Genomic DNA, 13,727 nt, shown 5'->3' with positions numbered 1-13,727 from the left:
GATGGGATTTGCTTACAGCTCTCGAACTGTGCCGTATTTCGGGGAAATAGAAACTGGAGATGGTTTTTTTATACAGGAATTCAGCGATGATTTACTTGTCGTCATCATTGATGCTCTCGGGCATGGAAGCAAAGCAGCGAAGTTAGCACGCGGCATAGAAGGTTTCCTTGAAGGGCATGGATGTGAAGATGTGGAATGGCTTATTACTGAGATTCACAGATCGTTTCTTGGTTCAATAGGTGCAGCAATCACAATTGTTTTCTTTGACGCTGCTAAAAAGTCAGCTTTTGGTGTTGGAATAGGCAACACGCTGGTTCGCCAGATTGCCAACGAAAAACGTTCGTTCCCTGCTCAACCGGGCATAGTCGGTGAGCTATTGCCTACGCTTCATCCCTTCCAATTTGCCTTCGCCGACGGTGATGTGTTCATGTTCACAACCGATGGAGTCAAAGAAAATATCAACTCTGAACTCTTATCCAATGCTAGTAATGAAACGGTCGAGTATCTATCGTCAAAGTTCATTGAGTCGTTCAGTAAGCCTTATGATGATGCGACGGCGATTGCTGTGAGGTATACAGATGAATAGCCCGCACGCGTTCCGTTTTACGAATGATGACGAGTCTCGCATCGCGTTACGGAGAAAGCTGATCTCAGTACTCGATATCATGGGCTACGACAGGCATTACCGCGACCAAATGGTGTTTCTCTGTGGTGAAATACTGTTTCAGTTGTTTTCTGTACTGGACTCCATTGAGCTCAAAGTGAAAATACACGACAACGGCATACAGACCTTGTGGTCGTCCGCTGAGGGTAGCGAGTGCCTGCCACGTGTTTCGATCCCTTTACTGTCAATTTCTCAGTCAGAATATGAGCTTGTCTGGACGTTAAATGCAAACAAGCAGCTCAGCGAGAATGATTTCCTCAATATTAAAAATGTGCTGTCTGAGAAAACACGCGATGATCTTATGCATGAGTTACAAATTAAGAACCGAGAGCTGGCGATTCATCAAGAAGGTTTAGAGGAGGAGATTGAGCGTCGGACAAGGGACCTGCAAGCTAGCGAAGCGTTATCACGTACTATCATTGAAGGTGCACCTTCTAGCGTTGCCATTTTAGATACACATAAAAAGATAGTCTTGTGGAATAAAACGGCGATAGAAACATACGGTTATAGTGTTGAAGAGGCGACAGGTCAGAACTTGTTTGACCTATTAAGAGCAGAGCTTCCATTGGAGCTATCTGAGCTACTTTCTCAAGACATCACGATTGAAGACCAAGACAAGGTCAGCGGGGCTTTCTTTGAGGTGCAGACTTACACTCGTGAAGATAAACCGATTCCAATAGATCTTGGTATGACAGTGTTTCTCTTCGATGACGAGTGTCGGATTGCTATGTTTCTTCGAGACGTCACATCAAGAAAGCAGGTCGAAGATGAACTCAACGAAGCTCGAGCAAAAGCAGAAGAAGCGGTTGAGATTAAGTCTATGTTTCTTGCCAACATGAGCCATGAAATTCGCACACCGATGAACGCCATTATTGGTATGTCACATCTGGCATTAAAGACCGATTTAACGCCCAAGCAGCACGACTACATCTCTAAAATCCACAACTCAGCTTCTCTATTGCTGGGAATCATTAATGACATTCTTGATTTCAGCAAAATTGAGGCCGGTAAACTCTCCATTGAAGAGATTGAGTTTTACCTTGATGACGTTCTCCATAATGTCTCCATGGTGACCGGACAAAAGGCATTTGAGAAGGGGCTGGAGCTACTGTTTGACATACCAAGAGATGTGCCTAAAACCCTGTATGGCGATCCACTAAGGTTGGGGCAAATCATTATCAACCTAGTGAACAATGCCGTGAAGTTTACTGAGCAGGGCGAAATCTCGGTTTCAGTCAAAGTGAGCCGATCGCTAGACGACAAAATCGAGTTAGGTTTTTCGGTTAAAGACACCGGCATTGGTATGAGTGAAGAACAGTCGAGTAAGTTGTTCAATGCATTCACGCAAGCGGATGGAAGTACAACACGAAAATACGGTGGTACGGGGCTCGGATTATCGATCTGTCGTCGATTAGTCGAATTGATGGGCGGCGAGATTTCCGTAGATAGCGAACTCAATGTGGGTAGTACTTTTCGCTTCAACATCTTGGTTGGCGCAGTGATGGATAGTGGCTACACGCCAGTCGTTGTTCCGGATTTGCTCAATCATGTTCATGCGTTGGTTGTTGATGACAATGAACACGCGCTCTTAATTATGGAAGACTTGCTCGACATCTTCCTGTGCAAGCCGACGTTTGTCAGTAGTGGTGAGCGTGCATTGGAAGAGCTTAAGAAAGCGTCTGATGCAGGGCAGCCATACGATCTGGTCTTTATGGACTGGAAGATGCCCACTATGAGTGGCATTGAGGCCAGCCAACAAATTCGTCAGCAAGTCATCAGCGAGCATCAGCCAAAAATCGTGATCGTGACAGCCTATGATAAAGACGATATTTCAAGCGAAGTAGAAGAACTGGACATCGCGGGCTTTCTCTCAAAACCAGTTGGGCAATCTTACCTGTTTGACTTGATTATGGATTTGTTTGGGCCAACCAACAACCACTCAACGCCTGGTGTGCAATCACGTAGACATAAACGAGATAAAGAGCTGGACGGGCTTAGAGTGTTGCTCGTTGAAGATAATGAGATCAATCAGCAAATCGCTGTTGAGCTAATGGAAGAGAAGGGTATTACGGTTACCGTCGCAAATAACGGTGCCCAAGCGATAGAGACTCTGGAAAAAAGGATTGGCACTTCAGAGATGTTTGAAATCATCTTTATGGATCTGCAAATGCCAGTGATGGATGGTTATGAAGCCAGCACGCGCATTCGCAGTGATGCTCGTTATGATGATATCCCACTGATCGCGATGACTGCCCATGCAATGGTTGAAGAGCGAGAGCGCTGCTTGAATATAGGCATGAATGATCATGTATCTAAACCCATCGATCCTGAACACCTGTTTTCTACTATCAAGCGTTGTTGCCAAAATGACTTCACGCAAAATTTTACTCCAATCAGTATTGAAAGTACGGAGCGAACGGAGACAACATTGGTTGAAGAAGGCGCTAAATCGGTCGCTTCAAGCCTCCAAGAGATAGATTCACTTGATACTAAAAATGGGTTATTGCGGGTTGCCAGTAATGAAGTGCTCTATCATCGTTTACTGTCACAGCTAGTAGACAAAGAGTACGATTATGATAATCGGCTTGATGTCGCTTTAGACAAAGGAGACTTTGAATACGCAACATTGATCACCCATACGCTTAAAGGTACTGCCGCCAATCTTGGGGCAATTCGTTTGTCCGACATTGCGTCAAGGTTAGAGCAAGAGCTAGGTCGAGGTGAACGCACGGAGTCACTGGATCAACTCAAGAGTGAAATGTCCGATTATCTCATGCCGTTTTTCAATGCTATTTGTGGTGCACTCAATCGCCCACAGCCATTGAATACCAAGGACAAGCTCGACAATGACAGTGTAAAAGTTATCCATCAATTAGACTTGCTTCTTCAGGAGCTTGACGCTCGCGCTATCGATTACCTTGACGAGCATTATTTGTACCTCAATACTTTACTAGGGTCGGAAGAGTTCGATACTTGTTGCAAGTGCATTCACGATTGTGATTTTTTGTCTGCCAGTGTCGCCCTGAGAAAAGCAGCCAGCATTTATCCGTTGGACATGGATAAAGTGTTTGGGGGAAACCATGGATGACCACCTAACCAGCGTCTTAGTTGTGGATGATAATGCTGAGAACCGAGTGTTACTCAGTGGCTTACTTAAACCTCACCATCGCGTATTGGTCGCGACGGGGGGCGTTCAAGCAATCAATATTTGCAAGCAGAAGAAACCTGATATTGTTCTGCTCGATGTCATGATGCCTGAAATGGACGGCTATGAAGTCTGTGAACGATTAACTTCGGATCCAGAAACCCATGATATTCCGGTGATTTTTTTGACGGCTAAGTCTCAAATAGAGGATGAACAACGTGGCTTTGATGCCGGAGCCGTTGACTACATTCTCAAGCCTATCAGTCCACCGATTCTTATCTCTCGTATCAATACTCATTTGAGACTGAGAGGAGCTATGGATGCCCTGGCAGAACAAAATGAAGAGCTTGAAGAGCGAGTTAGAAAGCGAACTCGAGAGCTAGAAATGCTTCAAGATGCGACGATTGGTGCAATGGCATCGTTGGCCGAAACGCGTGATAACGAAACAGGAAATCATATTCGACGTACACAACACTACGTTAGAGCGTTGGCGGAAGAGTTAGTACGGACTGGTCATTACACAGAGTCTTTAACGCCGGAAGCGATTGACTTATTGTACAAGTCGGCACCACTTCATGATATTGGCAAAGTAGGTATCCCTGACAGCGTATTGCTCAAGCCAGCTCGATTGACTGATGAAGAATTTGATTTAATGAAGTACCACACAACGCTAGGTAGGGCCGTATTAATGACCGTTGAAGACTCAATCGATTTCAAATGTGACTTTCTAACTATCGCCAAAGAAATCGCATATAGCCATCAGGAAAAATGGGATGGCAGCGGTTATCCGGAAGGTATTTCTGGGTTAAATATCCCATTGAGTGCGAGGTTGATGGCGCTGGCGGATGTATATGATGCATTGATTTCTGAGCGTGTTTATAAGCCCGCATTTCCTCATGATAAGGCTGTAGAAATTATTGCAGAGGGCTCTGGAACGCATTTTGAACCAGTGATTGTCGATGTTTTTCTTAGTATAGAAAGTACCTTCAAAGAGATTGCTTCTAAGTACAAAGATGAAGGTTTTGATGAAGATTCGTTTCAGTTGAAAGCTAGTGGAGAAGAATAATTTCAGGCTTTATTGGTTGTTGTTTTGTTTAACTTGTTGGTAGTAGGTTCAGCGTCTTTTGGCAGCATTAGTGTGTCTGCTCGGAGTTCTCAAAATAGATACGTTTAATCTCTTTAGATTCATGCCTGATGAGCTAACTATCTGTTACACTGAAATTATTAGCAACACGAATAGCAGTAGGTATATGCATGTCTTTTCCTGTCCTTATTTGTGACGACTCCGCGTTAGCTCGAAAGCAAATGGCGCGTTCATTACCTGCTTCATTGAATGCAGATATTACTTTTGCTGTTCATGGTTTGGATGCCTTAGAGCAGTTAGAGCAAAATGATTTCAAATTAATGTTCCTTGATTTAACCATGCCAGAATTGGATGGTTTTGGAACCCTCGAAGAAATAGGCACGCGTGGTATCGATATCCAAGTTGTCGTAGTGTCTGGTGACATCCAACCCAAAGCGAAAGAGCGAGTGATGACGCTCGGTGCAAAAGCGTTTATCCAAAAGCCGATTGATAAAGATGCTCTGAACGCTGTGCTGAAAGAATTGGTTGAAAAACCAAGCCAACCACAAATAGTGACGCCCGTAACTGTCGATTTACCCATACTTCGCAGACGCGATATTTATATGGAGGTGGCGAACGTTTCCATCGGCCGTGCGGCCGACGCTCTGGCTCGCCATTTTGATGTATTTGTTCATCTGCCCTTGCCGAACGTCAATATCTTTGAAGTGAGTGAGCTTCACATGGCACTGCGTGACTTAGCGGAAAATGATCAGGTCTCAGGGGTGTGTCAGGGGTTTAGTGGTGAAGGTATTGCTGGTGAAGCTTTAGTGTTGTTGAGTGATTCAAGTGTTTGCGACCTTAAGAAGCTTATGAAGGTTCCGGCAGACAGTGAGGAGCTGGAAGAACTGGAACTTCTAATGGATGTCTCAAATATTCTTGTCGGTTCATTTTTGAATGGTTTAGGTAAGCAAGCGGAAGTCCGTTTTTTCCAAAGCTCCCCCGTGCTCTTAGGCCAGCATATTTCAATTGATTCAGTGATTCAGTCCACAACGGGGTCGTTTAAAAAGACTATGACATTTGAGGTCAGCTACAACATCGATGGCACTTCAATCCGATGCGATTTATTGTTTATGTTTGTTGATGAGTCCCTTCCTTTGCTCGACAACAAGTTGTCTTATTTGATGGAGGACTTTTAATGATAAATCTTCCTGCAGAGTTTGAGCAATTCCACTGGATGGTGGATATGGTGCAAAATGTTGACCTAGGATTGATCGTTGTGGATCGTGAATACAAGGTTCAGGTCTGGAATGGTTTTATGACTCACCATAGTGGCGTTCAGGCTCACGATGCGATAGATAAGTCGCTATTTGAACTGTTTCCGGAGATCCCAGAAGATTGGTTTAAACTGAAGACCAAACCTGTGTATGACCTAGGTTGTCGAAGCTTTATTACGTGGCAACAACGCCCCTATCTTTTTAAATGTAGAAACGTACGACCTGTGACCCAGCAGGCGGAATTCATGTACCAAAATATTACACTTAATCCAATGAGAACGCCGACAGGCGAAATTCGTTCACTGTTTTTATCGATTCAGGATGCTACTGCGGAAGCATTGGTATCAATCAATCAGCACAAATAGTTCGACGCCAATCTTCAGCAATAAAGCCAGAAATTATCTGGCTTTATTTTTATCTTAGGAGAATCAATGTCTTCACCAATCCCTCTTTACACAGCAGAACAAGTCAAAAATGGTGAGGTTGATGCGGCGAGAGCCAAATCGCTCCCCATGTATGAACTGATGACTCGTGCTGGTCAGGCGGTATTTGATGTCATGATGAATCAGTATCCGGAATGCCAAAAAGTATTGATTGTATGTGGTGGTGGGAATAATGGGGGAGATGGCTATGTTATCGGCAAGCTCGCGCTGGAAGCTGGACTGCAAGTAACGCTTTGGCAGGTCGTTGAGGAAACAAAATTAAAAGGTGATGCCTTAACGGCTTATCAAGATTATTGTGCTGCTGGTGACGATACTAATGAACCGGACTTATCGTCTGATCTCGATTATGACTGCATTGTCGATGCACTTTTCGGAATTGGGTTGAGTGGTTCCGTCAGACCGGATGGAGTCCACCTCATTAACAGGTTAAATCGGGTTAACGCACCAATTGTCGCCGTTGATCTACCCTCTGGTTTATCAGGTAATAGTGGTCAGGTATTGGGGGCGTGCGTAAAAGCCGACCACACGGTGTCGTTCATTGGGCTTAAACAAGGCTTGTTTACTGGACAAGCTCGCGACTATACCGGAGTCATTCACTTCAACGGGTTAGGCGTAGAAGACATCTTTGATCAGCAAAATACTCCTTCTGCTTTGCTTCTCAATAATTTATCCGATTGTGAGCCTTTTGTACCGCGTTTAAAAACCTCACATAAAGGCATACACGGTAAAGTCGTAATCATTGGCGGTAATAGAGGAATGGGCGGTGCAGCTTTGCTTTCCGCTCAAGCATGCTTGAGGAGTGGTTCCGGTCTTACAGCATTGCTCACACATCCAGAAAATACGCTGGCGTCTCTAGTAGTATGCCCCGAAGTGATGGCGTCGTCATGGGAAGAGGGTTTAGTGAATAAACAAAGGCTAGCACACTGGTGCGATTGCATCGCTATTGGTCCCGGTCTTGGCACTGATTCTAGCGTGCAGAAGATGTTTCATTCGGTATCTCAACAACAACTCCCCAAGGTGTATGATGCTGACGCACTGAATCTACTCGCCAACCATGTCCACAAAGATGCGCAGCGAATTTTAACGCCTCATCCGGGGGAAGCTGCGAGGCTACTTAACTGTTCAGTCAGTGAAATTGAATCTGAACGATTCCTCGCAGTAAAAAGATTGCAGCAGAAATTCGATGGTGTAACCGTGCTAAAAGGAGCAGGTACGCTAATCTGCGATGGTCAACAAACGTATGTTTGCAATGCTGGAAATCCGGGAATGGCGACCGGAGGAATGGGAGATGTGCTCACTGGTGTCATCCTTGGTTTGTTAGCTCAAGGTGAAAGCTTAACCAGTTCGGCAGTGAAAGGGGTTATGGTTCATAGTCTGGCAGCTGACATGGATGCTGAAAAAAACGGCGAACGTGGACTTTGTGCAAGTGATTTGCTTCCTCATATTCGTCATTTGGTTAACGGAAAATAGATATTAAGATGCCTTTAAGAGACGTTTTACAAAAATTAACGACGTTAACGGTTTCGGTAAACGATTGCTTTCTGGTTTTGATAAGCGAGGCTATTGTGGTTAAGTCTTTGTTTACTATGAACTGTTTGAGGTTTGGTACGTATGGTGGGGAATTAGGTTTGCAAGATTTCAAAATGGTATCACAAAAAAAATGCAATTATCAGTCTTGCGAGAAATAAATCACGACCTATAATGCTGTAAACCGGAGCGTCTGCCAACGCTCCGGTTTTTTTGTGTCCGAAACTCAGTAAAGCGTCTGCCAACGTTTACCGAAAACGCACGACACGTAAATTTGCTTACAGGAAAATTTATCATGCGTATCGAACAAGAACTTAAGTTAGGCTTTAAAGATGTACTATTTCGCCCGAAGCGTTCTACTCTTAAAAGTCGTTCTCAAGTTGAATTAACCCGCGAGTTTACATTTAAGCATAGCGGTCGTCAATGGTCTGGTACCCCAGTGATTGCAGCAAACATGGATTCTGTAGGTAGTTTCGCAATGGCGAAAGCGCTAGCTGAACATGGTGTAATGACGGCTATCCATAAACATTACACAGTAGAGCAATGGGCTGAATTCGTAAAATCAGCAGACAAGAGCACACTGAACAATGTGTTTGTTTCAACGGGCACCTCAGAAGCTGATTTCCAAAAAACAAAGGACATCATGGACCTGAGTGATGACCTTATCTTTATCTGTATTGATATCGCCAACGGTTACTCAGAGCACTTAGTCGAGTACGTAGAAAAAGTACGTGCTGCATTCCCTGACAAGGTAATTTCTGCAGGTAACGTTGTAACTGGCGACATGTGTGAAGAACTTATCCTCGCTGGCGCAGACATCGTTAAAGTAGGTATCGGCCCAGGTTCTGTATGTACTACTCGCGTTAAAACTGGCGTAGGTTATCCGCAGCTTTCAGCAATTATTGAATGTGGCGACGCTGCGCACGGCTTAGGCGGTATGATTATCGGTGACGGTGGCTGTTCTTGTGCTGGCGATGTTGCTAAAGCGTTTGGTGGCGGTGCGGATTTCGTTATGCTTGGCGGTATGCTAGCTGGTCATGAAGAGTCAGGCGGTGAAATTATCGAAAAAGATGGCGAGACATTCATGAAGTTCTACGGCATGTCTTCTCAGTCTGCTATGGACAAGCATTCAGGTGGTGTAGCAAAGTACCGCGCAGCTGAAGGAAAAACCGTACTATTGCCATTCCGTGGCAGTGTTCACGGTACTATCTCAGACATCCTTGGTGGCGTGCGTTCAACCTGTACATACGTAGGTGCAGCAAAGCTTAAAGAGCTAACTAAGCGTACGACTTTCATCCGCGTACAAGAGCAAGAGAACAACGTTTTCGGTAAAGAGAAGTAATTCAACACTTCGGAAAATTCGAGATATTAAGAGCCGCATTTCGCGGCTCTTTTTTGACTGTAAATACTTATATCGAGATGAGCGAGGGTGCCTCGTAGGGCCAAGACTAGCACCGTCTAGACTATTCTTGTTGCTCAACGATATGTCGAAGTTTTAGTATAGGCTTTGAAACTTGCTCTGAGAATGCATAATTTCAAATATCGATTAATGCTTTGTTGGATTAGCCTAATTTGTGATTTGAGAAATTGATATAAAACAGTCACAAATAACGAAGAGGTTTATCTGCCTAGGCTTGATGCATTAGTAATTTTTTAAAGAAAATAAATACTGGATTGTAATGTCGCTATGTAAATTGTAAACTCCGGCGTGAATCTAAGTCGGTTTTTTAGAGTTTATGTTTTGGTTATGTAAGATATAATCAATTCTAATCTTATTTCCTTAAATGTATCATTTTGCTGCATTTTTCCTAGAATTTGGTAACAAACTTACATGAAAAACAAAAATTTTTATCTTTTAGATCTTCTTCGTTTTTATGCTGCTTTTGTCGTTTTTTCAGGGCATTACGTGCATTTTTCGATACACTATGGATTTGAGTGGAGTGATAGTATTCGACCAGACTTCTTTGCAGGGTTCGGATATGCAGCCTTGGCTGTACCAAGTTTTTTTGTGATTAGTGGAGTGATTTTTGCTTATATATGGAGATAAAATAAAAAATAATGAAATAACTGTTTATGATTACTTTATAAAACGGTTTGCGCGATTGTATCCGTTGCATATTATAACTTTGTTAGCTGTTTTGTTTCTTATTATCTTGCTAAATGAATTTACAGATTATAATTATTTTATTTACCCATATAATGATGTTAAACATTTCTTTTTAAATTTATTTTTTGCCTCGCATTGGGGGCTAGAAGATGGGCACTCTTTCAACGCACCGATTTGGTCTGTATCTAATGAAGTACTATTGTATGGTATGTTCTTTACATTTTTATTTTACTTTAGAAAGTGTAAACAGATTTTTATCTATGCTTCAATAGTCATCTTCATGATTTTAACATCTAAATTCAATATACCAAACTTTTCACTACTAGTTATCAAAAAAAGCACATTCATGTTTTTCTTTGGTTGTTTGCTATTTGAACTGCTCTATAAAAGCACGGTAAAAAAAGCAACTATTAGCGTAATAGTACTTTGTTTTACATACGCTTTCGTATCTCATGCTAATGTACTCGTAGAACGTGCAGGATTACCCTTTGGTCTTGAACTGATTATTTTCATATCATTTCTATTACTTTTCGAAAGATTCAATCTAGCTGAAAGACTTATGAAAAATAGAGTGTCAATACTGCAATATCTTGGTAACTTGACATATTCAACTTATCTGATTCACTTTCCTATTCAAATTTTATTTGTATTGATTTTCGAAAAGATATATCCAATAAATTTTAATTCAAAGTTTGTATTTTATTCATACATAATAACAGTTTTTATTTTAGGTAGGTTGACATACGTTTACATTGAACTACCAATGAAAAAAAAGATATTAAATGCATACTATTCATCGTGAATTTACATTTATCGTTAGAGTTGTTATCTATATCGATTATCGACAGTAAATTGTTTTGGCTAATAGTTAATTAGTTTTGTTATAGCAATATTTCACAGCGAACGCTTGTCTGCTTGCTAGGAGCGCATTGTGGTGCCAGCATTTGTTAAAGTAGCTATTGACTTCGAATTGAACTATTAGCCTAAGTTCTGCTGTCTTCTAAACATATTTTTAAATCCCATGCTATTGCTTTCCACCGCTCAATATCAATGCCCCCGAACCCGTTGTGTACCTATTTCTTGACTCTCACTGGCTCCAAGTGCTTTATAAACGTTGTCCAGCTGAAAGCCATGGAACACAACACATCAAGGTTCAGATTAGACCAATAGGTACGAAGTTTGCCTCAGGAATAAGGGCAGAGCCTTGGTTTGCACCCAGTGGACCTGAGTCCTGCTATAGTGGGTTTTATTTAGAGTGTTGAGATCTAAATAAAATTTGGGAATGCACTAGAAGATTGTTATCAAAGTGCTAGGTGTGTTGTCGTTTCTATAAAAAGCCGAACTTTGGTGTTCGGCATGTTTAAACATACTATATACGATGGAGGTTAACTATTGGGGGAAAGACGACTCAGGCTTAGAGCCTCCTTTCTTTAAATATCTATCACCAACTTTGGCTCTCTCTACCCAATAAAGTAGATCTTTAGCAGAAGAGTCAGTTTCCATAGGAGCCCAAGTTGCGAAGTTTGCGGCGGTCTCTGGATTATACGGCCCTTCTTTAATCTCTATAATAATTGCTTCGTCGCTAACCGGATAAACGGTATGCCAAGTGTTTGGCTTTAACTCCAAACCAGAGATTGAGTCACCTGGCGTTAATGTATCCTTATCAATGATCATTCCGTCATCGTCAAAAATGACGAGACCTACTGCTCCTTTCAGTACGAGTATCAATTCCCACCTGTTGGGGCCTACATGTTGATGAGGGCGAACGTATGTGCCCTTTATTAAGGCGATACAGAGTCTTTGAGTTGGGTCATTGAAACTTACGTGCAAATTTTGGTGTGCCCGTTTTCTTTCACTTTTGCTTGCTTGTTTAAGTAGTTGGCTGAAAAAATGTGTGTTCAATTTCATTTGTTAGGTGCTTCTCGAAGAATCTAGTTAGAAAGAGCTTTCAATAAAAGGAGAATGCAATAAAGAGTTAATAGTTGAGAATTGCCTTAGTATTTCATCAGATATGAGCTGATGACCTCTGTCGTTAGGGTGTGCTGGTGAACTCATGCATATATATAGATTTTCTGGTTTGTAGCAAGATTGCCTATAAAGCTTATAACTATTTATGAAAATAATGTTGTTTTCTTGCGCATACTGCATATATTTTCTTGTAAACAAACTTATTGTACGACCTTCGTACTGTTCGAAAGTTTGAATATCCATAAAAGGCCCAACTAATACGATTGGAACACTTTGAATCGACGCTAGTTTCACCATTTCGTTGATATTGCTGATAGATTTATCTACCCCAATAGCAAAATCATTTACTCCATAATCGACAAAGATAATATCAGGTTGTTTCGACAATACATCACGAGCGAAACGTTTCAATCCACTGCTGGAATTTTCGCTTGGGTAAGCTGTAACGATACTATTTATCATAGCTTTATCGTATCTTTTTGATAGGCTCCTAACGACTAGGTGTGGGTAGGCGGTAAAAGTCTTTACAAGAGGAGTTTGACGGTAGCCAGACGGAACAGAGTGACCATGAAACACCATGTTTATTTGTTTGTTTGTTGTTTGGAAACTGTTTATCTAATTCCGCGAAAAAGTTGTGGTAGTTTGACGTGAAAGAAGTGAGGGGCTCATTTGAGTATGAGTTAAATGATATAAGCAGAGTTGCTATATATAGTATGAATCGCATACCTTTCCTAGTTAGTGTCTGAACAAAAGTAATAGTTAGGACATACTACATTTTGAGAGAGGTTTAGACAACTCGACTCTTCGTGGGTTGGTAGGCGTAATAGCACGTTAGCAGGGAACACTTTTACACGTTACATAATAGAGACAAAACGCAGAGCGTAATTGGTTCAAGCAAGTTAATTTAAGGCTGTTATTACAATCTTCTATAGAGTCACATTTCCGACTTCCGGGTAGTGGGTTGTTGACTTCGGAAGTGTTGACAGGCACTTAAATATGCGAAGTACACGCCCCTAAGAAAAAGACACTAGCTTCTAAAAAGCACTTTTAAAATACACCTAATGTACCAACTTGTTATAATGGAGGGCTTTAGCTAGGTGATGTCTTGGCTATAGTTGATGTGGCTGTATGTGAACAAATTAAAATGAGTTTGTTAAAATTGAGATTCTAACTTATTTGTGTTTTGTATGAAAATTTTGTTTAGTGTTGTTTTTTATTAATTATAATTTGTATTACAAGTTATAATTAATAGGTGAAGTCGGCCGGGCTAATAAACGGTGACGAGCAATTAGATGCAAGGCATCGTGATATCTTGACTTTAAACGTTGATTAACATACTGCTTATATACGGATTTTTAGTTTAAAATTTTTATGTTTATTGATAAATTATATCTCTATTTAAGTGTTGCGGCATAACTTTTTGATAAAGAATGGATAAGTATTCCGATAGTCAATTGATACACCCAATATCCCGTATCTAACTGTACTTCCAGCGTTCTGTTCAATGTTAAGTACAGTGTCAAATCAAAAACACCG

Annotated in this window: 11 protein-coding genes; 9 read left to right on the top strand and 2 right to left on the bottom strand. The window is 41.7% G+C overall.

What is annotated here, in order from left to right; all coding sequences use genetic code 11:
- Position 1: 1 nt before the first annotated feature.
- From IX95_RS15670 to IX95_RS27075, 9 genes are all read left to right on the top strand, one after another.
- Entirely contained in the window at positions 2-586 is a 585-nt protein-coding gene (locus IX95_RS15670; protein ID WP_006961239.1) for a SpoIIE family protein phosphatase, read from the top strand.
- On the top strand, positions 579-3,752 hold the full coding sequence (locus IX95_RS15665; RefSeq protein WP_038161676.1) for a PAS domain-containing hybrid sensor histidine kinase/response regulator: 3,174 nt from the start codon (positions 579-581) through the stop codon (positions 3,750-3,752). Before IX95_RS15670 ends, IX95_RS15665 begins: the two co-directional genes overlap by 8 nt.
- Entirely contained in the window at positions 3,745-4,875 is a 1,131-nt protein-coding gene (locus IX95_RS15660; protein ID WP_038161675.1) for a response regulator, read from the top strand. Before IX95_RS15665 ends, IX95_RS15660 begins: the two co-directional genes overlap by 8 nt.
- 188 nt (positions 4,876-5,063) lie before the next feature.
- Complete coding sequence (locus IX95_RS15655; protein WP_006961232.1) at positions 5,064-6,068, top strand: response regulator; 1,005 nt, start codon at positions 5,064-5,066, stop codon at positions 6,066-6,068.
- The gene (locus IX95_RS15650) at positions 6,068-6,511 is read left to right on the top strand and encodes a PAS domain-containing protein (protein WP_019275301.1); all 444 of its coding nucleotides are present in this window, start codon (positions 6,068-6,070) and stop codon (positions 6,509-6,511) included. The genes IX95_RS15655 and IX95_RS15650 overlap by 1 nt, the downstream gene beginning before the upstream one ends.
- 66 nt (positions 6,512-6,577) lie before the next feature.
- Positions 6,578-8,059 carry a bifunctional ADP-dependent NAD(P)H-hydrate dehydratase/NAD(P)H-hydrate epimerase gene (locus IX95_RS15645; protein ID WP_038161671.1) on the top strand — a complete coding sequence of 494 codons (1,482 nt, stop codon included), beginning with the start codon at positions 6,578-6,580 and terminating at the stop codon, positions 8,057-8,059.
- A gap of 352 nt (positions 8,060-8,411) precedes the next feature.
- On the top strand, positions 8,412-9,458 hold the full coding sequence (locus tag IX95_RS15640; RefSeq protein ID WP_038161669.1) for a GMP reductase: 1,047 nt from the start codon (positions 8,412-8,414) through the stop codon (positions 9,456-9,458).
- A gap of 489 nt (positions 9,459-9,947) precedes the next feature.
- Positions 9,948-10,163, top strand: a complete 216-nt coding sequence (locus IX95_RS26665) for a hypothetical protein (RefSeq protein ID WP_171354563.1) — start codon at positions 9,948-9,950, stop codon at positions 10,161-10,163.
- Complete coding sequence (locus IX95_RS27075) at positions 10,144-11,025, top strand: acyltransferase family protein (protein ID WP_038161666.1); 882 nt, start codon at positions 10,144-10,146, stop codon at positions 11,023-11,025. Before IX95_RS26665 ends, IX95_RS27075 begins: the two co-directional genes overlap by 20 nt.
- A 587-nt stretch (positions 11,026-11,612) precedes the next feature.
- On the opposite strand, the gene IX95_RS15630 is transcribed toward IX95_RS27075, so the two are convergent.
- Together IX95_RS15630 and IX95_RS15625 are read right to left on the bottom strand one after the other, a co-directional pair.
- Positions 11,613-12,131 carry a WbuC family cupin fold metalloprotein gene (locus IX95_RS15630; protein ID WP_051912578.1) on the bottom strand — a complete coding sequence of 173 codons (519 nt, stop codon included), beginning with the start codon at positions 12,129-12,131 and terminating at the stop codon, positions 11,613-11,615.
- A gap of 27 nt (positions 12,132-12,158) precedes the next feature.
- Positions 12,159-12,770: an SGNH/GDSL hydrolase family protein gene (locus tag IX95_RS15625; RefSeq protein WP_081885438.1), complete on the bottom strand. Its 612-nt coding sequence runs from the start codon at positions 12,768-12,770 to the stop codon at positions 12,159-12,161.
- Between the last annotated feature and the right edge of the window lie 957 nt (positions 12,771-13,727).

Source organism: Vibrio sp. B183 (assembly GCF_000740665.1).
Taxonomy (GTDB): Bacteria; Pseudomonadota; Gammaproteobacteria; order Enterobacterales; family Vibrionaceae; genus Vibrio; species Vibrio coralliilyticus.
Note: the sequence above shows the minus strand (reverse complement) of the source record. Positions and strands in the feature narration are given on the sequence as shown.

Excerpts from the sequence above, each read along its gene's own strand:
- IX95_RS15625 (WP_081885438.1), bottom strand. The coding sequence starts at position 12,770 with ATGGTGTTTCATGGTCACTCTGTTCCGTCTGGCTACCGTCAAACTCCT.
- IX95_RS15645 (WP_038161671.1), top strand. The coding sequence starts at position 6,578 with ATGTCTTCACCAATCCCTCTTTACACAGCAGAACAAGTCAAAAATGGT.
- IX95_RS15665 (WP_038161676.1), top strand. The coding sequence starts at position 579 with ATGAATAGCCCGCACGCGTTCCGTTTTACGAATGATGACGAGTCTCGC.
- IX95_RS15640 (WP_038161669.1), top strand. The coding sequence starts at position 8,412 with ATGCGTATCGAACAAGAACTTAAGTTAGGCTTTAAAGATGTACTATTT.
- IX95_RS15670 (WP_006961239.1), top strand. The coding sequence starts at position 2 with ATGGGATTTGCTTACAGCTCTCGAACTGTGCCGTATTTCGGGGAAATA.
- IX95_RS15630 (WP_051912578.1), bottom strand. The coding sequence starts at position 12,131 with ATGAAATTGAACACACATTTTTTCAGCCAACTACTTAAACAAGCAAGC.
- IX95_RS26665 (WP_171354563.1), top strand. The coding sequence starts at position 9,948 with ATGAAAAACAAAAATTTTTATCTTTTAGATCTTCTTCGTTTTTATGCT.
- IX95_RS15660 (WP_038161675.1), top strand. The coding sequence starts at position 3,745 with ATGGATGACCACCTAACCAGCGTCTTAGTTGTGGATGATAATGCTGAG.
- IX95_RS15655 (WP_006961232.1), top strand. The coding sequence starts at position 5,064 with ATGTCTTTTCCTGTCCTTATTTGTGACGACTCCGCGTTAGCTCGAAAG.
- IX95_RS15650 (WP_019275301.1), top strand. The coding sequence starts at position 6,068 with ATGATAAATCTTCCTGCAGAGTTTGAGCAATTCCACTGGATGGTGGAT.